Here is a 25,614-nt window from a genome sequence, read left to right on the forward strand (position 1 = left end):
TACAAGATTTCTTAGGGATAAATTAACGTGTTGAAAAGTTTAGAGCTAAATCTTATCTTATTAGAGAACCAGCAAATTGCAACCTCGAATATCACTTTGATCAAAACGTCCTAAAATTTCAAATTCTGTTGCATTGATTTGCTTGCCAAGATCTTGAGTGGCGATAAAGGGGCAGGAGTCGAAATTGGCCAGATCAATTACATTTATTCCACCTGTGCTTCCAAGGCCGAGATAGCAAAAGGGATCTTCGGTATCTCTTATCATGATTTTCATGTGTGCAGGACACTGGAACTTGCTTTGCCCTTTAGAATAGGCCTGAGACAGGAGTTCTGTCATTCCATATTCGCTGTGAATATTCTTCATTCCAAACCCTTTAGAAAGGATAGCATGAAGCTCTTTACGAATCATTTCTTTACGTCTGCCTTTCATTCCCCCTGTTTCCATCACAATGCTATGCTTCAATTGAAATTTTTTCTTTTCAACCAAATCTAATAGGGCAAACGAAACTCCTATGAGTAGTATGTTATGTCCAGTATCGTCTAGTTTTTGAAGTGTTTCCGAAAGCTGTTCTATTTCATCTAAATAAAAGCCACTCTCTTTAAATTTGCTTTTTTTTATAAAATGATCTACCATATAAATCAGCGAAGACCCCTCTCTTTCTAGGTAGGAAGGCAGTAAGCCTAAAATGACATAGTCTTCTATAGGACCATAAGCTTCTTCAAAAGTATGGATAAAGCTATCCTCATAAACCTTGAGGTCCTTAACGTAATGGCGACTTTGTTGTTGACCTGTGGTTCCACTGCTCAAAAAAGTCATTTCAGGAGTAAACTCTTTCGTTTTGACCTGGTGAGTCTTAAAGAATTCAATGGGTAAAAAAGGGATTTCCTTTAAGGTTTGAACCTTTTGTTCATTGATGTTTAAGTAACTACAAAATTCCTTATAAACAGAATTATACTGAATTTGTTCCTTAAAAAGCTTTAGAGCTATAGTTTCAAAATCTTTTTCTGATTGTATTGAAAAAGGAAAGGCAGAAGTCATATACATCAATTGACTTCAAAAGTAATAAAAAAACACCCTGTAGAAAGGGTGCTTTAGTTTTAAAAGTATTTCAGTTTAGTTTATAACAATCTTTTTCGTAATAAAAGAGGCTCCTTGAATTACTCTTACAAGATAAACCCCAGTATTGAGGTCTGATACATTTATAGATCCCAAAGCTTTTGAAGTTAACACGCGTTGTCCAAGCATATTGAAAAGCTGAACTTCCAAGTCAGCAGTTGTTGAAGATTCAACTGTCAACATTCCATTAGATACTGGGTTTGGATAAATTTTAATGCTGGTGGAGTCAAAATTATTTAGACCTAAAGTTGTAGTAAAGGTTCCGATTGGCCATGGATTTGTGGCAGCACCTTGTGAAGTGTCATCTTCATTTTCACCAGGACCGCTAAACTCCCAATTGTTGAGTACAAATGTTGCCCCATCTGGTCCGGAATTGTTAAGCCTATAGGTCCAACCATCTGTATATTCCCATGCTTCATCAGTCCCATCAGTATCTATATCTCCAAAAGTATCTATGACTTCTCCATTTTGAAAAAGTTCTACAGCATCATCGCCATTGTTGTTGGCTACATTGGACGTGTAATCTGGATCAAACCCGAAAAACGCATTAAAATTAGGTTGTTCTGAAGCGATGTAGATATAGTCTCCAACAGAAGCAGCAACATTTGGAAAAGTAAATTCTTGCCCATCTGAACCACCACCATTATTGGCACTTCCCACTCCAAAAACGCTCAAATCTGAAATATCTCTAATCACAAAGAGCTCAATAACCTTAGGCGTTCCTCCAGTTAAAGGCCCATCAAAAACTCCAGTAATCACCATATCGCTGGTCAACTCTCCCAATACATTACCACTAAGCGCTATAGTTTCTGAAGTTGCATTAGCACTACTTACCTCCAAACTTCCAGAATAGGGGCCTTCGGTAAGTCCGCTTGCTAATCTTACATATACAGTAGCACTAGCATTGCCACCAGTCTGAAGAATATCTACAGAAGTCGTAAATCCTGTACCCGTAGATAGGGAGACTTCAAAATTTTCAGAGACAGATATATTGATATCATCAATTAAAAATAGTCCTTCGACTCCAAAGCTTTCTTCTTCTGATGGACCCTCGCCTAGGTCGTAATTTAAACCCAAAATATCTCCAGTTTGGACATCTAGTAGAGGTGTGACAGAAAGCACCTCTCCGCTCACGTTGACATTTTCTGTCAATCCATCAGCTACTGCGGTTATATCCCCATCATAAAACCCTGCAGATAAACCTGTCTGTAATCTTACGAAAATTTCAGTAGCGGGAACTTCTCCACTAGTTTGTGTTAAGGTTAGGGAGTTTGAGAATGTGCCTTGAGACGTTAGCGAAAGTTCAAAATTTGCAGGAGAGGAGACGCTGAGGTCCTCGGTGAGATTTAAGCCTTGAACAGTGAATGATCCTTCAGCATTGATGGTATCAAAATTTCCTTCAAAATAAAATAAGCCAGCAACATCTGCACTGGTTACTATGGAAGCATTTCCGCTTCCAGTAGGACTAAACGTCCCAAAGGGCACCACAGTATCAAATCCATCTCCTCCGTTACAAAGGCCTTCTCCATCTAAAATGCCAACACCGCCAAAAAGCCAGTTTGCAGGATTAAAATTACCTGCATTTGGAGTGGCACCATTTAATCTATAGGTGTAGCTATCCAAGTGATCCCAGGCAGTATTGGACCCGTCAATTCCATCTTCTCCAAACCTATCGATGACTACATTATCTGGGTTGCTAATTTGGAAACCATCATTGCCATTACTGTTTATAGAACCATTGACAAGAACATTAGCTGTGATACCAAATTCTTGTAGGAGAATAGTCTCGTCATTTGTAATGTAAACAAAATCATCATTTACAGTTCCTAAAGCTGAAATATCAATATTGGTGGTAAATCCACCTCCATTAGACTGTCTTACGATGTTCCAACCTGCAAAATCGACACTACCCTCTACATATATTTCCAGAGTTCTACCATCGGCACCAGGGCAGGTAGAATCTATATAACCTGTTATAATAGGATTCTGCGCAAAAGCAAAAGAGGAGAGTAATAAAATAAGTAAAAAAGTAATTTTTTTCATAATAGTTTCTTTAAAGCTTACTTAAAAATAATACATTTTTTATAAAAATAAAAGTCTTCTTATCACAATATCAATGAATTAACGCTTTGGTAAACTTGAAATCCAGTAAGAGAAGGAGCTTTCAAAATTCAAAATAGACAAGGTTAAGACAGTATTAATAAACCGAGAATCTATTAATCTTAATGAAATCTTTTGTTAACATCGAGATAACATCGACAGGAGGCTTGAAACTTAGATTTGCGTCAAAATTAAAACAGGAATGCACAAACGATTAGTTATAATTTTAAGCTTAATATCTGCTATAGGTTTTTCTCAAAATTCTAATAAAGGGACTCTCGTCGGAAAATTACTTGATAAAGATTTAGGGAATCAATCTTTACCATTTGCTAATGTTCAAATAAAAGGAACCTTAAAAGGGGCTACAACGGATTTTGATGGTTTATATAAAATTGAAAACTTAGATCCTGGAACCTATACGGTCGTTTTTAGTTTTGTTGGGTATACTTCTGTGGAAGTTCCCGATGTAGAAATTGTTGCTGATAAAGTCACAGAAGTGAATACGACTTTGACATCCAGTGCTGCCTCTCTTCAAGAAGTGGTCATTACTACTGTATCTAGAAAAGATTCTGAAGTTGCTCTTCTGTTAGAGCAAAAAGGAGCTATAAGTATTAAGGAAAGTATAGGGTCTCAGCAGTTAGCTAAATTGGGAGTTTCCGATGCAGCAGTGGCTACCACTAAAATTTCTGGGGTCTCCAATAGTGAAGGCTCAGGCGATATTTATGTAAGAGGTTTGGGAGATCGGTACTTACTAACCACCCTAAATGGATTGCCAATTCCATCGGATGATGTAGAAAAGAAGAATATCGATTTAAGTTTATTTCCTACTAGACTGGTTCAGAATATTTCCATCAGTAAGGCGTATTCTGTCAATATGTATGGTGACCAGGCTTCGGGAAATGTAGATATCACTTCTAGAGAATTAGTTGGTAATGAAGAGTATTCACTAGGTTTTTCTACGGGGATCAATACAGAAGCCGTTGGAGCAAATGATTTTAAACTAGGAGCTTATCAAAGTGATGTTAACCTAGGATTTTATAATAATTATCCCAACAATTTTGATGCGTTAACTCAGCAAAGCTGGAATACAGAATCTGTAGAGGCTCCTGTCAATCAAAATTTCAACTTTACTGCAGGTAAAAAGTTCGGAGATAAGTTTAGAACTTTAGTGACGGCTTCTCAAAAATCTAACTTCGAGTTTAGATCAGGAACTTTTCAGGAATACGATAACAATAACTTTAGAGATGGTTTTACCGATGTAGAAGAGTACAGAAAAGAGGTAACAACTTCTGCTTTGTTGGATTTGAGTTACAGATTTAACGATAAAAACAAAGTCAAATTTACTAGCTTATTTGTTAATAAATTATCTGGGCAGGTTTTTGAAGCTGGAAGAAATGGAGAGGGCGTTGTCTTCGACGAAGTGGATCCTCAATCAGAATTGAATCAATTTATAAGAGATCAAAATATCAAGAAAACCCAGCTGTGGGTGAATCAACTTATTGGCGAAAGTGAAATGGGAGTTCACAATATTGATTGGGCTGTTGGTTTAAACACCGTCAATGCCGATGAACCTAACCGAATCAGAAATGAGATAAACTTTACCGACACCAGAGTAGAGTTAGGGAGAACGGGTGGTTTTCAGCAACGTAAAAGTAATCAAATCATAGACGATTACGAAGTGAATGCAAGAATCAATGACTCCTTTAAAGTCACAAATTTAAAAGAAGAGGAAAACGATTTTGGATTGAAAGTGGATGTTGGTGGTAACTTCAGATTCAAAGAAAGAGATTTCGCTTCACAGTTTACTGGGATCCAAGAAACCAATTTAAATAACGTTAACCCACCAAGCATAGATGATTTATCATCCGTATTTACTTTGGATAATGTAGAAAATGGATTGTTGGCTTACGTATCGCAACAGCCAGATTCCTATTTAGGCGAACTTGAAAGCTTAGGGGCTTATGCACTTTTTAACTACAAAATGGAAAAATGGAATTTCAATTTCGGTGGACGTTTTGAATCCAATACTATAAATGTAAATTGGAATGTTAATAATTTTCCTGGAAGAATAGGAGCTGCTGTAAAGGAATACGAAAACTTCCTCCCTAGTTTGAATTTAAAATATGAGCTTAATGATAATAACAACTTAAGACTTTCTGCAAGTAAAACCATTACGTTACCAGAATTCAAAGAAATCTCTCCTTTCGAATATGTTTCACCAAACGGACAAGTGACTAGAGGGAATCCTAACCTGGAGGCCAGTGAGAATTACAACTTAGACTTAAAGTGGGAAATGTTCCCTTCCAATGGGGAGCTTATATCTGTCGCTGGTTTCTACAAGCAAATCAATGACCCTATCAACAGAGTTTTAACGAGAGGTGCTGCAGGTATTTTCTCTTACTTCAACTCTGGTGAACAAGCAGAAATTTACGGTCTTGAACTAGACACAAAACTGGATGTGATAGCACGAGATAAAGATTTAGGTTATATGGTTAACGTCAACTTTAATGCAACTAGAATGTGGCATGAACAAGATCTCAAAGAAGTTTTTGAAATTATAAATGGAGAAAATAGATTGACTAGAACGTTTAGATACAACGGTAAAACCAAAACAGATCTACAAGGAGCTTCAGATTGGATTTTTAATGCCAATACTACTTTTGAGACCACTGGAGAGAATCCATTTGTAGCCAATATTTCAGCTAATTATGCTTCTGAGAAAATATTTGCTTTAGGAAATCCAGACAACCAAGTGAATCCCGACGAGTTTTTTAATGAAGAAATACGGGAGCAAGGCTTTGTCGTTTTAAATGCAGTATTGAGAAAAGACATCAATGAAAACCTAAGTGTACAACTTATAGGTAAAAATCTTTTGAATCCTCAAATTGAAAGGACTCAAACCATAAAACCCCTTAGTACGGGTGTTTCAAGAGAAGAAGTAGTTAGATCTTATACTAGAGGGGCGCAACTATCTATAGGGTTTAATTATAATTTTTGAACTTAAACTTAATATAAAAATAACACTTAAACTTAGACACATGAAAACAACAATGAAATCTTTAACTTATTTTTTCGCATTGGCTTGCTTTACTTTAGTAGCATCAAGCTGCAGTAGTGACGATGATGTTCCTGTTGGTCCTGAACCAGGTTCTGAACTTGAATTGGAAGGGAGTATTTCCTCCGATGTAGCTTTAGATTCTAGCCTCGAGTATACTTTAAATGGAACTTTAAGTGTAGAAGCGGGAGCTAGCTTAACCATACCTGCAGGAACAAATATTGCTACAGGAACAGGGACAGATGTTTATATTATCGTTCAAAAAGGTGCGACTATTGATATTGCGGGGACACCATCTAATCCAGTGATTATGAGCCCAGCGAGTTCAGGATCTTGGGGGGGGTTAGTAATCGCCGGAAACGCAGAAACTACTGAAGGTATAGATGCTATAGCAGAAGTAGGTGGAATTCTTTACGGAGGCACCAATGCGGAGGATAATTCTGGTAGCGTTGAGTATTTGATTTTAAGACAAACGGGAGCACAAATTAATGCAGAATCCCAATTTAATGGTCTTACGCTTTATGCTGTTGGAAGCGGAACCACATTAAATAATATCGCCATTTTTAATGGACAAGATGATGGTGTAGAATTTTTTGGAGGATCTGCAAATCTTACTAACTTTTATGCTGAAAACCTACAAGATGATGCTGTAGACTGGACTGAAGGTTGGAACGGAGTCCTAACAAATGCCTACGTGCTTCATACCGATGAAAACTTTTCTACTGCAGTAGAAGCTGACGGTATAAATGGAAATCCAACTTTGACCAATTTTACTGCAATATCTACAGTCGGAGGAACAGCCTTACAATTTAAAGTAGAATCTGGAGCAACTATTACAGGACTTTCTTTATCAGGTTACGGAACTTCCGTTGATATGAGAGACAATGGTGCACTTTCTAACGTGCAAATTGAAGGCGAAAATGCTGATCCTAACTTACCTTACACTGGTCCAGCAACTGTAAATGTTAGTGATTTTGATTGGGCAACTGAAGCCAATAGCAACGTCAATAACGTGTTGAGTGGTGAGATTACTGGTAACGTTACTTTAGACTCAAGTATAAGCTATAGCTTACCAGGTGTCCTAAGTGTTGAATCTGGTGCTACATTAACTATCCCAGCAGGAACAACAATTACAACAGGTACTGGAACAGATGTCTATATGGTAGTTCAAAAAGGAGGAACAATCAATATTAATGGTACTGAAACTAGCCCAGTAGTTATGGCTCCAAGTGGAGAAGGAGCTTGGGGAGGTTTGGTGATTGCTGGAAAAGCTGAAACTACTGAAGGAATTGATGCAATCGCAGAAGTAGGAGGGATAGTATATGGTGGTACTGATGTTGAAGATAATTCAGGAACTATCACTTACTTAATCCTAAGACAAACAGGTTCTCAAATCAACGCTGAATCTCAGTTCAATGGTTTAACGCTTTATGCGGTAGGCAGTATGACTACCTTAGAAAATATTGCAGTGATTGGTGGACAAGATGATGGTGTAGAGTTCTTTGGAGGATCTGCTAATCTTACCAATTTTTATGCTGTAGATACTGAAGATGATGCAGTAGACTGGACTGAAGGTTGGAACGGAGTTTTAACCAATACATTTGTAAAACATACGCTAGAGAACTTTTCTACAGCAGTAGAAGCTGACGGTATAAATGGAAACCCAACCATTATTAACTTTGCAGCAGTTTCAGAAACAAATACGGGAACAGCATTACAATTTAAAGCTAATTCAGGAGCAACAATTACTGGTTTGTCTCTTACAGGATATCAAACAATTATTGATATGAGAGATGATGGGCCATTAGAAAATGTTGTAATTGATGGTGCTACAGGAGATCCAAGTGTTGTTTATGACACAGCAACAGTTGTGGAATCAGATTTCAGTTGGGCAACTAACTAATTATTCTTTTACTACCAATTAGCCGAAAGCTGCTCCATTTGGAGCAGTTTTTTTTGTTCCTAATTCCAATTTAAATTTATAATGTCGCATAAATAAATTGAATTGCTTTTTAGGTGATTGAAGTTAAAATAATTAGCATAGCCTTAGCTTCAGTACTTATATTTTAAAAAATAAAACGAAAAAAGCCAGTGCCGAATTCGTTTTGGTAAAACGATTTATTAGGGCATCACAGTTTTAAATTGGTATTAACCTTAACTTTATGCTAATATTCGATTTGCTAAATTTGTCAATATTAAAACTTAAACTACATGAAGAAATCTGACATCACTATCCTTGTTGTAGACGACGATCCGGATATTTTGGAAATATTGAGTTACAATCTCAATGCTGAAGGCTACAAAGTGATTACTGCGGAAGATGGCGTCCAGGCTGTAAAAAAAGCTAAAAAGAAAAAGCCTCATTTGGTAATTTTGGATGTGATGATGCCAGAGATGGATGGTATAGAGGCCTGCGAACAAATTAGAGAGACCAAAGGCCTAGAAAACACCGTCATTACCTTTTTAACGGCTAGAGGAGAAGATTATTCTCAAATGGCAGGCTTCGATGCGGGTGCAGACGATTATATAACCAAACCTGTAAAGCCTAAAGTGTTGATGAGTAAAGTAAAAGCTTTGCTTAGACGGTTTAAGTCCAATGCTTCTGAGGAAAACATCTATAAAATCGGGGGTATCGTGATCAACCGCGATGAGTATAAAATTTCCAGTGATGGTGTAGAAATGACTTTACCAAGAAAAGAATTTGAATTGCTATCTTTACTCACTTCAGAACCTAATAAAGTATTTAAAAGAGATGATATTTTGAACACCGTTTGGGGAAATGAAGTGGTGGTTGGTGGAAGAACCATCGATGTCCACATTAGAAAATTGAGAGAAAAATTGGGCGACGATAAATTCAAAACAGTGAAAGGCGTTGGCTATAAGTTTGTACATGAATGAGTAAAAAATTCAAAAGGTCTTATAAGTTTGCGCTAAATACCTCTACGTATATCACCATTTTCTTAACCGGCCTCATTGCGTTATATGAGCATATCCAATTAGAAATCGACTTGACTTCTATTTTTATTTTTGCTCTAGTCTGTTTTTTATTTTCCTTTTTAATTATCCAATTAAGAATAGAGTATTTTATCTACAAACGGGTAAAATCCATTTACGATAGTGTCTCTATACTAGACCAAACGGCAGTTGGTAACCGAAGAGTGACATCAGATATCAAAACTCTTACCGAGGAAGTAGAGCGATTTGCCAAAGGAAAAAAACTGGAGATTGAAACCCTTAAAGTAAGAGAAAACTACAGAAAAGAATTTATAGGAAATGTTTCTCACGAGCTCAAAACTCCCTTATTTACCGTTCAAGGCTATATTCTAACGCTTCTTGACGGAGCGTTAAAAGATAAGAAAGTAAGAAAAAAATACCTTAGTAGAGCTAGTAAAGGGGTAGATCGATTAATTTATATCGTGAAAGATTTGGATATGATCACCAAATTAGAAACTGGTGACCTCAATCTTTATCTTGAGACTTTCGATATTGTTGAGCTGATCCAGAATGTCTTTGATTTGTTAGAAATGAAATCTACCAAAAGAGAAATCAGTCTTACATTCGATAAAGACTACCCGCCAATCTTTGTTAAAGCAGATAAAGAACGAATTCAACAAGTGATTACCAACCTCATTGTGAATTCAATTAAATATGGAAAAAAAGGGGGCACTTCCGAAATCAGTTTAGAAAAACTGAAAGGGGACAAAGTCATGTTTAGAGTGACCGATAATGGAGAGGGCATAGAAAAGGAAAATATTCCACGCCTTTTTGAGCGTTTTTTCAGGGTAGATAAAACAGGATCAAGACGAGAAGGAGGTTCTGGCTTAGGCTTATCTATTGTGAAACATATTATTGAGGCTCACAATGAACAAATCTTTGTAGAAAGCGTCTATGGTATCGGTAGCGAGTTTTCCTTTACCCTTCCAATGTCCGACGAAATGTCTGAAGAGGAAATCGAAGACGCTGGTCAGTTTTAAAACCAGAATACTGACGTATCCTCTCGAGGTCTGAAACCTTAAAATCTTCCTGATTTGAAAAAGGAGCAATGCCTAGTTTTTCAAGCCGCTTGGCCAGATATTCTTGTTCTCCCTGATGAGGTGTAGGGATAAAAAAGGCTTTCTTCCCTAAACAAGCGAGATCCATAACCGAAGAATATCCAGATCTGCATACGACTAGTTTGCTTCTGCAAATCAATGCGTTGAGTTCTTCAGATTTCAAATGATTGTAAAAGCTAATATTGGGCAAGTCGTTTAAAGACTCTGTGTTATAGACTCCACGTACTATAACTGTTTTTTTACTAGAGAGAACTTGGAAAGCTGCAATCAAACATTTCTCCAAAGAGGTTCGCAAAGGCTCTGGTCCAGAGATCACAGCTAGGTAATCAATCTCTACTGGCAGTTCTATTTTAGAAAACCGACTTAAAACCCCAATTCTTCGGGTTGGGACCTTCACTTGTTTCGAATGGCTTAAGACACCACTCAAGTCGAAAGGGACTATAGCATCTGGAATCCAGACTTCATCATAACGATTGTGGAATTTTGCATTTAAAGAAGAAGAGGCTCTGGAGAATAGTCCAGCTTTAAATTTCAATTGATGAGAAATAATCACCGATTTTATCGTTTTAGATATTGCTCCAAATCTGTGATCTGAAATAATCAAATCAACATGATTTTTTTCAGCATAACTTTCAATCAGTATCTCATCTTTTTTGGCTCGTTCTTTTAAACCATGACCTTGTAGAATCAATTTCAGATAAAAGAAAAAACCAGAGCTGGAATAAACGACTTCACTCGAATTTAACTCTAAGCTGTTGAGGTCTGGAAATTCTTCTTTTAACAGCTCTAAGGCCGCCCCATCGGAAGCTATACTTACAATAGCGCCCTGCTCCAAAAAGTAATTTATAATAGGGATGCATCTTGAGGCGTGGCCCAATCCCCAATTGAGAGGAGCAACAAGAACATGAGTAGGAAAGGCCAAGGGTTTTAATTTTGTGTATTGGTAAATTTAATTAATTTTACCTGAAAATCTTAGCAAAAACGTGGGGAGTAAAAATAAACTAAAGCGATTTCAAGATAATGAGGTATTTGCGAATGTCATTCAACCTTTAAGATCTGAAATTGTAGAAGAGGAGTTCCAATTTAAAGGGAAATGGAAACGTGATTTTTTCAAAAATGATAAGCCTTTAATCTTAGAATTAGGCTGTGGGAAAGGAGAATATACCTTGGGGCTTGCTGAAAGAAATAAAGACTGTAATTATCTAGGAATAGATATAAAAGGGGCTAGATTTTGGAGAGGTGCCAAAACAGCTTTGGAAAACGAAATGCCCAATGTAGGGTTTTTGAGAACTCAAATCGAGTTAGTCGATCAGGTCTTTGCTGAAGGCGAAGTGGATGAAATCTGGATTACTTTTCCCGATCCACAAATCAAATGGAAACGCACCAAGCATAGGATGACCAATCCTGAGTTTTTAAACAAATACAAGCATATTTTGACTAAGGAAGGGATTATTCATCTAAAGACGGATAGCGAATTTATGCATGGCTATACATTAGGAATTTTAGAAGGTTTAGGACACGATATTTTATATGCTCACCATAATATTTACGTAAATCATGAAGCTCCAGAAGAGGTTGTAGGGATTCAGACTTTTTACGAGCAGCAGTACCTGGATAAGAATAAATCGATAACTTACTTGAAATTTAGACTTAAACCTTAATCTTGGAATATTTTCAAATCTATGTATTAACCTACCTTGCCGCATTCATCGGTGTGGTTCCGCCGGGTTTAGTCAACATGAGTGTAGCTAAAACCTGTTTGGAAAGAGGGCGTAGAAATGGAAGTTTGATGGCTTTAGGGGCTTCTTCAGTAGTGTTATTTCAGGCTTTATTAGCTGTTCTAATTTCAAAATATATTTTTTCACATCCTTATGTGAAAAGTGTGTTCCTTAAAACTGGAATTGCGATATTGATCTTGATGTTTATTTATTTTCTGCTTTCAGCCAATCGAAAGAAAAATCAGCAAAACATTAAAAAAAGAACAGGGACCAAAAGCTTTTTTACTGGGATTTTAGTGTCCTCTCTTAATATCTTCCCCATACCTTACTTTGTTCTTATTTCTACTTTATTAAGCAATAATTTCGAGATAAAGTTCAGTATTATGAACGATATTTTCTTTGCGATAAGTGCAGCCCTAGGGACGTTAACCACGCTTTACCTGTACGTCATTTTTATCATGAAAATAGATGGGAAGACAGAGTTATTTAAGAGGTACTCCAACTATTTCATGGCGGTATTAATGTTGATCCTTGTCATTGTATCTTGGATTCGCTTATCTAATATATAAATGGCAAACTCAGATTTTTTTGAAAAGGTTTATGAAGTTGTGGCTTTGATTCCGGAAGGAAAAGTAACTAGTTATGGAGCTATAGCCAAAGCGATAGGAGCTGCCAAAAGTTCTCGTACAGTTGGATATGCGATGAATGCTTGCGTAAAATTAGATCGAGATCTACCAGCGCATAGAGTTGTGAATAGAAATGGGGTATTAACTGGTAAGCATCATTTTCCAGGTCAAGGCGTTATGCAAAAGCTTTTGGAAGAAGAAGGCTTGGAGATAGAGAACGATCAAATAAAAAATTTTAAAAATTATTTTTGGCAGCCCCCTGTAAATCAGAGTTTTGAGAGTTAATTTTGATTTTAATAAAACTTTAGCTTTCTTATTGTTTTGATAATTGGACTTAAATCTTATATTTGAATCAGGATGAAGTTTTTCATAATAGATTGGTTAATTAGCAGAGCCTCGGATTTTTATAAAACCGGGGTTTTGTGTTTTTAGAAACCTTATTTTTCCCACTTTCCGATTTCTTTTTCACAAGACTTTAAAATATTTTAGCAAAGCTTTAGTTTTACACACATGAGGCGATATCTTTTAGGTGTGTTTTTATGTATTGGATTCTCTTCCCTATTTGGACAGTCGGGACTAGTCGTAAAAATTTTTCCCATAAAAGATACCATACAGCTAGAAGAGGTAAGTATAAGCCCATTCCAATTTAAAGTTCAGTCTACAGATAGCCTAGCCATTCCCCCTTCTTTTTATACAATCGATTTTCCGGGCTCCCAATTAATTCCATCTTCCAAATTGAAAATGGAACAGGACAGCTTATTAGTGACTTATTTTAAATACCCTGAGTTTCTCACCAAAACCTATAAAGGCTTGGATGAAAAGCTCATTGTAGACATCGGTAATCCTGTCGATAATTTATATGAATTGCAGCAAGAAAGGCAACCTAGTAATTTTGTTCCTTTTGCGGGGCTCAATACAAGTGGTAGTATTTCGAGGGCGATTAGCGTGGGGAACAACCAAAATGCAGTAGTAAGGTCGGAGCTTGATTTGCAGATTTCTGGTAAAATTTCTGAAAATGTGACTCTCCGAGCCTCCATTCAGGATGACAATGCCCCCACACAATCTGGAGGATATACGCAACAGCTGGATGAGTTCGATCAAATATTTATAGAATTGGAGTCAGACAAATGGAGAATACGGGCTGGAGATATTGATTTAATAGAAAACGAATCTTTTTTTGCATCTTACACCAAACGAGTACAAGGCCTATTGCTATCTGCCGATGTAGGCAATGACAAACGACAGACCGAAGTTTACGCTGCTGGCGCTTTGGTGAGAGGCGTATTTACAAGAAGCGAATTGACCGCTCAGGAGGGAAACCAAGGTCCTTATAAACTGATCGGTGAAAGTGGAGAATTATTTGTATTGATAATCTCTGGTAGCGAAGCGGTATTTGTGAATGGCAGACAACTCGCTCGAGGAGAAAATGAAGACTATCTCATTGATTATAATGCTGGTGAAATAATTTTTAATTCTACGTTTCCTATAACTTCAGAAATGAGAATCGTTGTAGAATACCAAGTTTCCGATCGAAATTTCTCTAGAATAGTGGCCACAACTGGCTCTAGATTTAGGTCCGAATCTCTTCAACTGAATGGGTTTCTTTATAACGAAAATGATCTTAAAAATCAGCCCTTACAGCAAAGTCTTACAGACGAGCAGGTGAACGCTCTAGTAGATGCAGGAGATAATCAAAATGAAATGTTTGCTCCTAGTGCAGTTCTTTCAGAATACTCAGAAAACAGGATTTTATACGTCAAGGAAATTCAAAACGGAGAAGAGATTTTTGTCTTTTCCAATGATCCTGAAGCCGAATTGTTTAATGTTCGGTTTACCAACCTAGGGCCTAATCAAGGAAACTATGTGCTTTCCAGTCAGAATGCTATTGCCAATATTTACGAATATATACCTCCAGTCGATGGAATTCCTCAAGGAAATTTTGAACCTGTTGTAAGGCTATTTGCTCCCACTAAGCTCCAAATTGCGATGGTGAACGGCAAGTATTCTCCTTCTGAGACTACCAATATTCAGTTTGAAGTGGCGGCGAGCAATACTGACGATAATTTATTCTCGGACCTAGACCAAGAGGATAATCGAGGCTTAGCTGCACAAGTTTCGGTTAAGCAAACCTTATATAAATCGGAGGCCAACAAAAAGCTTGATGTGTTTGGTAATTTGAATTTTATTGAAGATTCCTATTCTAGTTTGGAAAGACTTTATAATGTTGAATTTACTAGGGATTGGAATTTATTCGATCCTACAGGAGATCAGCTTTTTGTGGATACGGGGTTCGATTTTCAAAACAATGCTTCAAGCCACACTCAATATAATTTTCAACGTTTAGAATATACAACTGATTTTGAAGGTTTAAAACATGCTTTAATGACCAGGCAAGTTCTCGATAAGCTCAGGATAAATGCCAATGCAAGTTACCTGGATAGTGAATCTTCCCGACTTACCTCCAAGTTTGCGAGGGCTACTCTGTCTGGGATTTATGATTTTGGTAAATTTTGGTCCGGATTGCGGTATGACCTAGAAGATAATGAAGAAGTGAGGGCGGATAGTAATGAATTTACCGCCAATACTCAGCGATTTTCTAGCTACGAGGTCTATTCTGGGGTTGGAGATTCTACCGATGTGTATGTAGAATTAGGGTATAGATATCGACAAAACGACAGTTTACGTGCCAATGTTTTACAAAGTGTAAACACGTCCAGCAATTATTTTACACGTTCGCAATTGGTCAACTCCAAGTCCACAACACTTAGAGTTTTTGCTAATCTAAGAAACCTAAAATTTGCGGAAGAAGGTCGAGACGATGAACAAAGTCTTAACTCGAGAGTCACCTTTTCTCAAAATTTATGGGATCGACTTGTCAATCTCAATACCACTTACGAAACCAATAGCGGAAGCATTGCTCAGCAAGAATTCTCTTACGTTGAGGTGGAACCTGGTCAAGGGCAATATACGTGGATAGATTATAATGAAAATGGCATCCAAGAACTCAACGAGTTTGAAATTGCCCAATTCCAAGATGAGGGGAGGTACGTGAGAATTCTTTTGCCCAATCAAGTATTTGTGAGAACCAATCAAACTCGTTTAAGCCAGCAGGTTACTCTCAACTTCCTTAAGTGGCAAAACGAAGAGGGGTTCAAGAAGTTAGCTTCCAAATTTTATAACCAAACCTCTTTGCTTTTGGATAAAAAATTGAGAAAAGACGGCAATGCGTTGAGTTTAAATCCATTTGGTGATGATGGTCAAGAGGTGCTAGGCGATAACACGACTTTTAGAAATATTATTTTCTTTAATAGAGGCCTTCAAAAATTTACGACCTCGTATAATTTCTCTCAGAATACGACCAAAAATTTAAGCCTCTTAGGGCTCCAGGAAAACTCGAATACCTTACATGAGCTCAAATTTATTCATAATTTTAAAGAAAGCTGGTTGCTCACTTTAACTCAGAATGTCAACTCTTCTGAAAGTTTTTCGGATCGCTTTGAAAATAGGAATTTTAAAATTGAGGGTTTTAACCTTAATCCCAAAGTGTCCTATCTGTTAGGCGATAAACGCTTTGATGTCTTCTATGAATTATCTGAAAAGAAAAATCAGCTCGGCGAAATGGAATCCTTAGACCAGCAAACTTTCGGCTTATCTTTTACGCTTAATAATGCTCAGAAATACAGTATTAATGGGGAGGTGAACTATATTCAAAATAAATTTGAAGGCAGTGCATTTTCACCTGTTGCCTATCAGCTGTTGGAGGGGTTGCAGCCCAACGACAATTTTACTTGGTCGCTATTTTTGCAGAAGAAAATCACAGACTTCTTAGACCTAAATTTAACTTACTTTGGGAGAAAAAGCGAAACTGCCAATGCCATTCATACCGGAAGTGTTCAGTTGAGAGCTTATTTCTAGCCCTTGGAGACTTTAAGGGTCATGCCTGGTTTAAGGGTGTTGCCTTTAAGTTGATTCAGGCTTTTCAAATCTTCTACACTCAAATTTGGGTACTTTCTAGAAATAATCCATAGAGAATCCCCTGACTTTACTTTATAAATTTTAGAATCTGTCGAGGAGGAAGTTTCAGTTTTCGCTTTCGTATCTGCTGAGTAAATCACCAAACGTTGACCAATATTGAGTGTGTTACTTCTTAAGTTATTCCAAGATTTAATTTGGCTTATTCTTACATCAAATTTTGAAGCAATGCGACCTAAGAAATCACCGGATTTAACGTAGTAGTTGACCTTATCTTCTGTTTTATCAGGTTCAGATTGAGTTTTTTCAGCTTTGGCTAATTGCTCCTCTGCATACCCATAAATTTTATCCTCGTTGGCAACAAACAACCCAGACTTAGCATAAGGAAGTCTAATGTAGTAGGATTTATCTTCTTCAAAAGGAACAATTCCTAACTTGTAGCTAGGGTTAAGAAATTCTATAAACTCCTTTTCTGTTTGAGTTACTTCAGCAATTTGGTCTAGAGTGATCATTTTTTTAACCCTAATCGTATCTGTTCCGTAATAGGTGGTTTTAGGTCGCTCAGGTTTGAAGCCATGTTCCTCCGCATATTCATACATGTAGAGCATTGCCTGGAAAGAAGGAACATAACCAGCGGTTTCTCTGGGCAAATAACGTCTCAATTTCCAATAGTTGGTTTCGCCGCCACTGCGTCGTATCGCTTTAGACACATTTCCAGGACCAGAATTGTAAGCCGCTAGCGCCAAGTCCCAATCGTTAAACATCAGATATAAGCGTTTAAGGTATTGTGCAGCAGCCTCGGTAGAAGCCACAGGATCCATTCGCTCATCGACGTAACTACTTACATCTAGATCATACATTTTGCCTGTACTGTACATAAACTGCCATAACCCAGTAGCTCCTACTCTCGATTTTGCTCTAGGATTTAAGGCAGATTCTACCAGCGCCAAATACTTCATTTCCAAAGGCACATCGTACTTATCTAAAGTGGCCTCGAACATAGGAAAGTAAAATTTGCTCAATCCCATTAGTCGCTCTGTGCCTTCCTTTTCTCGTTTTAAAAAATAACCGATAACACTTTCTAAGCTTTCATTGTATTCTATGTTGAATGGTGTTTTAGCATTCAAAGCGGCTAGTCTTTCTTTAAGAAGTTCTGTGGGAAGTTCTTTTATAACTTCATTGGATGCTAGACTATCCTTAATGACCATTTCCATTCGCTTAGAGTAACTCTGGTTTACCAAATGAGTTCTCCAAAGCGAATCCAATTCCATATTTCTTTGATAATCCTCAAGAATGAGTTCTAGAGAATCTCCCGTAATTTTGTGGAATTCAACCTTTTCAGTAGTCCATTTTTTGGTGACCTTCTCTTTAGCACCTTGTGCTGAAGAGAGAAGACAAGATAAAAGAATGGCAAACAGGGGAATCAAAGATTTGTGGGTCATAAAAGTATATGTATTATGTATTTCAAATTTAATTTTAAAAACTGGATTTCTATCATAAAACTTAAATCCACATTAAAATATTGTTCATTGTTAGACCTAATTTCTATGAGGTTGTATTTTTAACCCCAAAATAAAAATTAATGACACATTTTAACCAACTATCTATAAAAGAAATCAGTAGACAAACCGATAAAGCGGTACATATTCTGTTTGACGTTCCTTCTGAATTAACTTCAGAATTTCAATTTAAAGCAGGACAATATCTCACCTTAGAAACCAATATTAACGGAGAAGAAATAAGACGATCGTATTCAATTTCTTCTGAAGAGGGAAAGGATTTAGGGATTGTAGTGAAAGCCATTCCGGATGGTAAATTTTCCAATTATGCGAATTCTCAACTAAAGGTTGGAGATCCCATACAGGTTCACCCTGCTGAAGGAAAATTTCTACTGCCTCAACAGCTAGATCACAAGACGTTTGCAGCTTTTGCGGCAGGAAGTGGGATTACGCCCGTTATGTCTATGATTCAAACGGTACTATCTAAGTCGGATTCTGCAAGATTCGTACTGGTGTACGGAAACAAATCTCCAGAGCAGACCATTTTTATACAAGAACTCCTTAGTCTTCAGAAAGAATTTCCAAAGCGCTTTTTTACTGAATTTATTTATAGTAAAACTCAGGAAGATAAGGCTCAGTTTGGTAGAATAGAAAAATCCACCGTCAATTATGTCATCAAAAATAAATACGATGGTTTCGAGTTTTCAGAATTTTACCTCTGTGGTCCAGAAGCTATGATTGAAACTATAGAAGAGACTTTAAAAGCTACTGGTGTAAAAGGGGAACAGATCAAGCACGAACTGTTCTTCTCAAAATCCGAAGGAAATGTGGAGGCTGCTACCGATGGTAAAAGCGTAATTACCGTTATCGTAGACGATGAAGAATTTGAGCTATCTATGGATCAAAGTGATTTGATTCTGGATGCGGTATTAGCACAGAATATCGATGCACCGTATTCTTGCCAAGGTGGAATTTGTAGTTCTTGTGTGGCCAAAATCAAAGAAGGGACTGTGGAGATGAGAAAAAATCAAATCTTAACCGATGAAGAGATAGAAGAAGGCCTTGTGCTTACTTGCCAGTCTCAACCTACCTCGGCGAAAGTGGTGGTAGATTACGACGATATTTAATCTTTTTCTGGTTTTTTTAGCTGGATGTTTTGTGTTGCCGCCCCGAAGTCTCGGGATTGTTTAGAATATTGCTACAGAGGAAACTCAAGGTCTTTTGTTAACCTTAGACAAACTCTGAAATAAACCTGCCTGAGGAATGATCTCAGGCAGGTTCAGGCTGACAAATAAACGAGGTTTTGTCCTTCTGTCACGAAACTTATTTCTAAATAATAGATAAGCGTCTTGCCTAACAAAATAAAAAAAGCAGTTTTAAAAGTTATACCTTAGGTTCAGCATGAGATTTCGACCTGGACTTGGAATATTAAAAGCTCTCAAGATCGATAAATGATCGACATAAGTCTCGTTGAATAGATTCTGAAAAGCTACAGAAGCTTCCAATTTATTCGCCTCACCAAGGTTAAACGTTCTCCTCACTCCAATATCCACTAGCGAATATCCTGGAGTTTCCTCTTCATTAAAACCAGGTCGGTCTTGGGTTGCAATTCCTCTTAGTTTAGAAAAAAGAGAGGTGTGTTGAAGTTGGCCAAAACTATATTCCGCCTCAAAATTGATATTATCTGGAGGGATAAAGGTTAGTGGCTCATCGAAATCTTTGTTGTTTCCGCGAACAAAAGCTGCTCCTAAATTGAATTTAAGCTGTCTGTTTTTTAAAGCTATGTATTGCAAATTGAGCTCACTTCCATAGAGTTCCGCTCCTACTTGCTGGTATTCCCAAATTTGCAATCCAGAATCTTGACGGACGTCTCCCGTATCTGAAAAGAAAATATAGTTATCTACCCGACTTCCAAACACCGACCAGTCCAACCGAAATCTATCCAAGACCAAGGCATAATTAAAATCGACCTGAAAACTCTGTTCACGCTCAAAGTTGGCATTCCCAATTTCGAAGCGATTGGTGCCTGGGTGTTGCCCAAAAGAGTAAAGCTCGGCCAAATCTGGAGATCGAAAACCAGAGGAGAAATTCGCCTTTAATTTTTGTGTGGAGCTCAAGGTTTTAGTTACCCCTAGAGATCCTGTTAAACCACTAAAATTTGATTTTAAAGTTCTGCTTTCAGGATTGCCAGGAAGCACAAATCCCGCGTCTATAAACTGATCATTGCTGGCATCTGCTTTAACTTGTCTATAATCGTACCTCAAGGCCGCTTGTACAAAGTAACTTTTATAATCCCAGTTCATCATGTAATAAGCTCCATTTTCAGCATAATTGGCATTGGGAATAAGAATTTCTAAGACATTCTCCTGATTTTCATTTTGAAGGAAATTCCCCTGTAAACCTAGATTATGGGTAACATTACCCGTATCGAAGTTGATTCTTGCGTTATAAAACGTATTGTTTTGGTTGAGACCCAAATCAACTAAATCGACATCTGTTTCAATTTCTTTTCTATCGTTTATATGATGAGACACGTGTAGAACCGACTCTATTTTGCCATGATCTATCCGCTGGTTATAGGACACCAAGACATCAGTCACTTCTTGGAAGGGCAATTGCATGTCGCGATCATTACGAGTAGTAGCATTTGAGTTTATAAGCTCGTCATCTCCAATAATTCCCAAGTTTTGTTTGTTATAAGTGACCGATAGTTTATTGTCGAACTTCTCTTTATCAATACCTATATGAAATCTGGCGGTACTCATATTGAATCTGCTGTTACCAATAATGTCGCCATCACCAGACTTGTAGTCGGCATGGTTTTCATAGGCTAAATCAGTTCCAAAAAAGAGGTTATTATTGAAGCTTTTTCCTACAGAAGCATAACTCCTAAATCCATTGGACACCGAGTTGAAAGTGGAGCCAACATTTCCCGAGAGGGTTTTGGAATCTTTATAAAACTCATCTTCTTTTAAGAGGATCACTCCTCCTAAAGCCCCTGAACCGTAAAGTACCGAAGCTGGACCTTTTATCACATCAATGCTTTCTACCCCCAAGTCGTTCACACCGAGGCCGTGATCTGCTCCCCACTGTTGGTTTTCCAATTTGTTACCTTGATAAATCGTTGCTACACGGCTAAATCCTAAACCTCGGATAAAGGGTTTTACAATACCGTGGCCAAATTCTGCTCCATAGACTCCAGGAACTTCTCGGAGAACTCCCATTACTCCTGCGGGGCTACTTTTACTATCAATCCTATCCATGCGGACAGCGGTAAAGTTGTAGGGTGTTTTTGAATTTAATCCCGTTTGGCGATCTATGATGACGACCTCCTCCAATTGCATATTTTCTGGACTCAACCGGATAGTAAGTCTTTTAGTTTGATTGGCGGTGACTTTTATTTGCTGGGTAAGGGAAGTATATCCCAATGAATTCACCATTAAGGTATAGACACCCTCTTCAATATTTTTAAAAGTAAATGAATTCTCCTTATCAGTAATGGTATTCTTCTGCAGTTCCTGTAGGATTACCGTTGCTGAGAGCCCGGCCTTGTCTTCAAAAATAATTTGACCTTCTATAGATCCCGATTGTGAAAACAAAGCCGAAGAGATAAAAGATATTAGTGCTAAAAGTTTAAATTTCATGTCTATGTAATTTATTTTTAGACAAAACTAAAAATAAAAAGTTTATTAAACTAAATATTTTATAGAATAAAATAAAAATCATACTTTTGTCTAGCTTAAAATCAAATTATGTTTTCCTTATCCGAAGAAAATTACCTGAAGGCCATTCTGCATTTACAAAAGACCTCCAAGTCTGGAGTAAGTACGAATGCGATTGCTGAAGAAATGCAAACCAAAGCCTCTTCGGTGACCGATATGGTGAAGAAACTCTCCGAAAAAGATCTGGTTATTTACAAAAAATACCAAGGAGTGTATTTGTCGGATACTGGACGAAAAACCGCTTTACAGATTGTAAGGAAGCACAGACTGTGGGAAGTGTTTCTAGTCGATAAGCTCAGTTTTTCTTGGGATGAGGTCCATGAAGTCGCAGAACAGCTAGAGCACATCAAATCGGATAAACTGATTACCGAACTCGATAAGTTCCTAGAGTTTCCCAAAAGAGATCCACACGGCGATCCCATACCAGATGCTAAAGGCAATTTTCACGTGGCCAATAAAACTTTACTCTCCAACCTATCTAAAGGGGAACGTGGCACTTTGGTAGGTGTAAAAGATACCTCCACCGAATTTTTGAAATATCTAGATAAAAACAATATTGCTTTAGGGAAAACCATTGAGGTTTTAGATAAAGAAGAATTTGATGAATCCATGTTAATCCAGACAGGGGGAAAAACCTTAAGAATTTCACCTATGGTGACTGTCAACATTTTTATAAAACAATAGTATGAAAGAACTCATTGCTTATTTTGAATCCATAGACCCTGTTACTGCTGCCTTAATTGCCACCACTTTTACGTGGTTGGTGACCGGATTGGGGGCTTCCTTGGTATTTTTCTTTAAGTCTATGAATCGTAAGTTATTCGATACTATGTTGGGATTTACTGGGGGAGTTATGGTCGCTGCGAGTTTCTGGAGTCTTTTAGCGCCAGGTATAGAAATGAGCGATGGCGAGGGATTTGTAAAAGTGATTCCCGCGGTGGTAGGCTTTGTACTTGGTGCTCTTTTTATTTTTGGATTGGATAAAGTATTGCCGCACTTACACATAAATTTTAAGGAAGACAGAAAAGAGGGCGTAAAAACCAAATGGCATAAATCCGTTTTATTGACTCTTGCGATTACCTTACACAATATCCCAGAAGGGCTTGCTGTTGGTGTCTTGTTTGGAGGTGCTGCAGCAGGAATAGAAGGTGCCAGTATTGGTGGCGCTGTGGCTTTGGCCATTGGTATTGGTTTGCAAAACTTTCCTGAAGGCTTTGCGGTGGCTATGCCATTGCGCGGACTTGGGTTATCGCGTTGGAAAAGTTTTAATTACGGTCATTTATCTGCCATCGTAGAGCCTGTGGCCGCGGTCATTGGGGCTTGGGCAGTTTTGACTTTTGAACCTATTTTGCCTTATGCGCTCTGTTTTGCAGCTGGAGCTATGATTTTTGTGGTGATAGAAGAAGTCGTCCCCGAGTCCCAACAAGCTCGGAATATAGATTTGGCCACCCTCGGGTTTATAGGAGGATTTGTAGTTATGATGACTTTAGATGTAGGTTTAGGCTAAATTTTTTGACTTATATTTAGGTTTTAGAAACGCTAACCCCACACGACTTATGAAATTGTATCTGTTCCTTCTAGGTGTTCTGTCTATAACCTGCAGTCTAAACGCTCAAAATTCAGAAAAAAATACCACAGAAACTGAAAAAAAAATAGAAGTACCAGAGATTTTGACCAAGGTTAAACTTCTGGATCATGTCGAGGTGGGTGCTTATACCTTAACGTTTGCCGCAGTAGAAAGCGATGGGCGTTGTCCAAAACAAGTGACCTGTGTCTGGCCTGGTGAAGCCAATATTGTCATAGAAATTAACGATGGGACAGAAACCGAGCAGCATCGAATAAGCATTCCTGCACTGGGTTTCCACAGGGAAATCCTTTCTACAGAATCTCATAAGGTGTATCTTAAAAATATAGAACCCTATCCAATTAAGCCAGATGAGAAGCTAGAAGCCTACAAACTATTATTGAAAATAGAATCTCAAAATCTATAGACTACTTGTCTTTTGGGAAAGCTTTTTTGTTGAACACCACCAAAAGTCCAAATCCAGTGCTAATGGCCGTATCGGCGATATTGAAGACTGGCGCAAAGAAGACAAAATGCTCACCTCCCCAAAGGGGAACCCAGCTGGGCAATATGTCGCTATACATAGGGAAGTAAAGCATATCGACCACTTTACCTTTTAGCAATTCGCCGTAAGGTTCATCAGCAAAAAGGGTGGCGATTTGTCCTAAGCTACTATCGAAAATTACACCATAAAACACAGAATCGATGATATTTCCAAACGCACCAGCAAGGATTAAAGAAACTGAAATAATTAAAATTCTCGGCGATTTTTTTCTTATAGAATCCCACAACCAATAGCTAATCAAGCCAACTGCTACAATTCTAAACGAAGTAAGGATGACTTTACCGTAAGAGCCAGGGATTTTAGCTCCCCAAGCCATCCCTTCATTTTCGACAAAAAGGATACGAAACCAGCCTAAAACATCAATTTCTTGCCCCAGCATAAAGTGGGTCTTTATATATATTTTGGATACTTGATCTACCAATAAAATGAGTAGGATAAGAAGAGAGGCTTTCTTTAAGGACATAGCTATAATTTAAAAACACAAAAATAGTTTTTTTATTGACTTGGGATTTCATTTTCACTGCTTTTGCTAAGCAATTGGCTTTTTTGAGTTAATAGTTGTTATAATTTCTTCTGATTTTGACACTGTATGTTTAGAGCATTTGAGAAATCCAGTTTAAACTTTCGGCAAACTTGAGGTGTCGTCCAGAGTGAGATAAAATCTAAAGGCTTTATCTAGGATTGTAAATCCACTACATTTTTAATATTAACTAACGTTATAGTTGATTTTCGTTCTTTTTAATTAAGTTTGAAAATATACATCAAAACCTATAGGTATGAAGATATTCCCTAGCTTGTCCACAGCTTTTTTCTGTTTATTTATTTTTTCTTTTTCAATCTCAACTGCTCAGGAGTTAACAGATAAATTTAAATACAAAGCCACTTACGAATTGACTTGGCAAATAGATTCAACTAATGCGGAATCTATTCAAAATGAAACAATGCTACTTTTTACCGGAGCGGGATATTCCAGATTTTCCAGCCAAGGGCATCATATAGAAGATTCAATACAAAGGGTTTATAAAGAACGCGAACGAACTCCACAAAGTTTTAGTGAGATGAGATCCAAAATTTCTGAAACAAAATTCAAATATTACATAAATAAAAAATTAGCTGATAGAGAAATAAATTTTCAGGAAGAAATAGTAAAAGATTATTATGAATATTCTGAGGATCTATCGAGCATAGAATGGAATATTTTGCCCGAAACAAAAGACATATCTGGTTTTGCGGTACAAAAAGCAAAAACAAGCTATGCAGGTAGGAATTATACGGCCTGGTTTACTTCGGAAATCCCAATTCCCGACGGACCCTACAAATTTAACGGCCTGCCGGGATTAATTATAAAAATAGCTGATGAAAAAGAATATTATGTATTCAAGTTAACCGGATTTAAAAGTTTAAAGGAGCCGATTTTTGATACTGAAAGCGACGAAGACTACCTAGAAGTCGATAAAAACAAGTTCAGGGAAATCAAAGAAGAATATAATGTTGATCCCATTGCAGCACTGGGACGATCAGGAATGACCATTAGCTTTAAATCGGGGTTGGGACAAAAAGAGAAGATGATGAAAGAACACCGTAAGGAGTTAAAAAAACAAAACAACCCCATAGAATTAAAATAA

Annotated in this window: 19 protein-coding genes; 13 read left to right on the top strand and 6 right to left on the bottom strand. The window is 37.5% G+C overall.

The genetic code is table 11. The features are described from left to right. Positions 1-60 precede the first annotated feature (60 nt). Both PGOND44_RS08500 and PGOND44_RS08505 read right to left on the bottom strand, forming a co-directional pair. Positions 61-1,038 (bottom strand): acyl transferase, encoded by a 978-nt coding sequence (locus tag PGOND44_RS08500; protein ID WP_155943816.1) that lies wholly within the window; start codon positions 1,036-1,038, stop codon positions 61-63. 75 nt (positions 1,039-1,113) lie between these two features. Continuing rightward, on the bottom strand, positions 1,114-3,159 hold the full coding sequence (locus PGOND44_RS08505) for a T9SS type A sorting domain-containing protein (RefSeq protein ID WP_003440154.1): 2,046 nt from the start codon (positions 3,157-3,159) through the stop codon (positions 1,114-1,116). Between the two features lie 259 nt (positions 3,160-3,418). Here PGOND44_RS08505 and PGOND44_RS08510 point away from each other — a divergent pair, with 259 nt between their 5' ends. The 4 genes from PGOND44_RS08510 (at position 3,419) to PGOND44_RS08525 (ending at position 10,245) form a co-directional block, all read left to right on the top strand. Beyond that, complete coding sequence (locus PGOND44_RS08510) at positions 3,419-6,214, top strand: TonB-dependent receptor (RefSeq protein WP_003440157.1); 2,796 nt, start codon at positions 3,419-3,421, stop codon at positions 6,212-6,214. 40 nt (positions 6,215-6,254) lie between these two features. Next, the gene (locus PGOND44_RS08515; protein ID WP_003440160.1) at positions 6,255-8,174 is read left to right on the top strand and encodes a hypothetical protein; all 1,920 of its coding nucleotides are present in this window, start codon (positions 6,255-6,257) and stop codon (positions 8,172-8,174) included. Between the two features lie 308 nt (positions 8,175-8,482). Next, on the top strand, positions 8,483-9,169 hold the full coding sequence (locus tag PGOND44_RS08520; protein WP_003440163.1) for a response regulator transcription factor: 687 nt from the start codon (positions 8,483-8,485) through the stop codon (positions 9,167-9,169). Beyond that, on the top strand, positions 9,166-10,245 hold the full coding sequence (locus PGOND44_RS08525) for a sensor histidine kinase (protein ID WP_003440166.1): 1,080 nt from the start codon (positions 9,166-9,168) through the stop codon (positions 10,243-10,245). The genes PGOND44_RS08520 and PGOND44_RS08525 overlap by 4 nt, the downstream gene beginning before the upstream one ends. On the opposite strand, the gene PGOND44_RS08530 is transcribed toward PGOND44_RS08525, so the two are convergent. Continuing rightward, entirely contained in the window at positions 10,184-11,245 is a 1,062-nt protein-coding gene (locus tag PGOND44_RS08530; protein ID WP_003440168.1) for a glycosyltransferase, read from the bottom strand. The two genes, PGOND44_RS08525 and PGOND44_RS08530, sit on opposite strands and share 62 nt — an antisense overlap. 61 nt (positions 11,246-11,306) lie before the next feature. Here PGOND44_RS08530 and trmB point away from each other — a divergent pair, with 61 nt between their 5' ends. From trmB to PGOND44_RS08550, 4 genes are all read left to right on the top strand, one after another. Beyond that, positions 11,307-11,984, top strand: coding sequence for a tRNA (guanosine(46)-N7)-methyltransferase TrmB (trmB, locus tag PGOND44_RS08535; RefSeq protein ID WP_003440169.1), 678 nt, complete (start codon positions 11,307-11,309; stop codon positions 11,982-11,984). A 2-nt stretch (positions 11,985-11,986) separates the two neighbouring features. Next, positions 11,987-12,610 (top strand): LysE family translocator, encoded by a 624-nt coding sequence (locus PGOND44_RS08540; protein WP_003440171.1) that lies wholly within the window; start codon positions 11,987-11,989, stop codon positions 12,608-12,610. After that, a complete protein-coding gene (locus PGOND44_RS08545) occupies positions 12,611-12,952 on the top strand; it encodes an MGMT family protein (RefSeq protein WP_003440173.1) in 342 nt (113 codons plus the stop codon). 225 nt (positions 12,953-13,177) lie between these two features. Then, positions 13,178-16,582, top strand: coding sequence for a hypothetical protein (locus tag PGOND44_RS08550; protein WP_003440176.1), 3,405 nt, complete (start codon positions 13,178-13,180; stop codon positions 16,580-16,582). Here PGOND44_RS08550 and PGOND44_RS08555 read toward each other — a convergent pair. Continuing rightward, a complete protein-coding gene (locus PGOND44_RS08555) occupies positions 16,579-18,081 on the bottom strand; it encodes a lytic transglycosylase domain-containing protein (protein ID WP_003440179.1) in 1,503 nt (500 codons plus the stop codon). The genes PGOND44_RS08550 and PGOND44_RS08555 overlap by 4 nt on opposite strands. A gap of 140 nt (positions 18,082-18,221) precedes the next feature. Between PGOND44_RS08555 and PGOND44_RS08560 the strand changes: the two genes are divergently transcribed. Beyond that, on the top strand, positions 18,222-19,265 hold the full coding sequence (locus tag PGOND44_RS08560) for a ferredoxin--NADP reductase (RefSeq protein ID WP_003440180.1): 1,044 nt from the start codon (positions 18,222-18,224) through the stop codon (positions 19,263-19,265). 249 nt (positions 19,266-19,514) lie between these two features. Here the strand turns inward: PGOND44_RS08560 and PGOND44_RS08565 are convergent, their stop codons facing one another. Beyond that, a complete protein-coding gene (locus PGOND44_RS08565; RefSeq protein WP_003440182.1) occupies positions 19,515-21,782 on the bottom strand; it encodes a TonB-dependent receptor in 2,268 nt (755 codons plus the stop codon). Positions 21,783-21,890: 108 nt separating this feature from the next. Between PGOND44_RS08565 and PGOND44_RS08570 the strand changes: the two genes are divergently transcribed. Genes PGOND44_RS08570 through PGOND44_RS08580 form a run of 3 tightly spaced genes read left to right on the top strand, consistent with a single transcriptional unit; the run spans position 21,891 to position 23,851 of the window. Continuing rightward, positions 21,891-22,544 (top strand): metal-dependent transcriptional regulator, encoded by a 654-nt coding sequence (locus tag PGOND44_RS08570; protein WP_003440184.1) that lies wholly within the window; start codon positions 21,891-21,893, stop codon positions 22,542-22,544. A gap of 1 nt (position 22,545) precedes the next feature. Beyond that, positions 22,546-23,367 carry a ZIP family metal transporter gene (locus PGOND44_RS08575; protein WP_003440186.1) on the top strand — a complete coding sequence of 274 codons (822 nt, stop codon included), beginning with the start codon at positions 22,546-22,548 and terminating at the stop codon, positions 23,365-23,367. A gap of 49 nt (positions 23,368-23,416) precedes the next feature. After that, positions 23,417-23,851: a hypothetical protein gene (locus tag PGOND44_RS08580; RefSeq protein WP_003440187.1), complete on the top strand. Its 435-nt coding sequence runs from the start codon at positions 23,417-23,419 to the stop codon at positions 23,849-23,851. 1 nt (position 23,852) lies between these two features. Here PGOND44_RS08580 and PGOND44_RS08585 read toward each other — a convergent pair whose 3' ends face one another. Continuing rightward, entirely contained in the window at positions 23,853-24,452 is a 600-nt protein-coding gene (locus PGOND44_RS08585; protein WP_003440189.1) for a lipoprotein signal peptidase, read from the bottom strand. Positions 24,453-24,765: 313 nt separating this feature from the next. On the opposite strand from PGOND44_RS08585, the gene PGOND44_RS08590 reads away from it, so the two are divergent. Next, on the top strand, positions 24,766-25,614 hold the full coding sequence (locus tag PGOND44_RS08590; RefSeq protein ID WP_003440190.1) for a GLPGLI family protein: 849 nt from the start codon (positions 24,766-24,768) through the stop codon (positions 25,612-25,614).

The organism is Psychroflexus gondwanensis ACAM 44, assembly GCF_000355905.1.
In the GTDB taxonomy this organism is placed as follows: Bacteria; Bacteroidota; Bacteroidia; order Flavobacteriales; family Flavobacteriaceae; genus Psychroflexus; species Psychroflexus gondwanensis.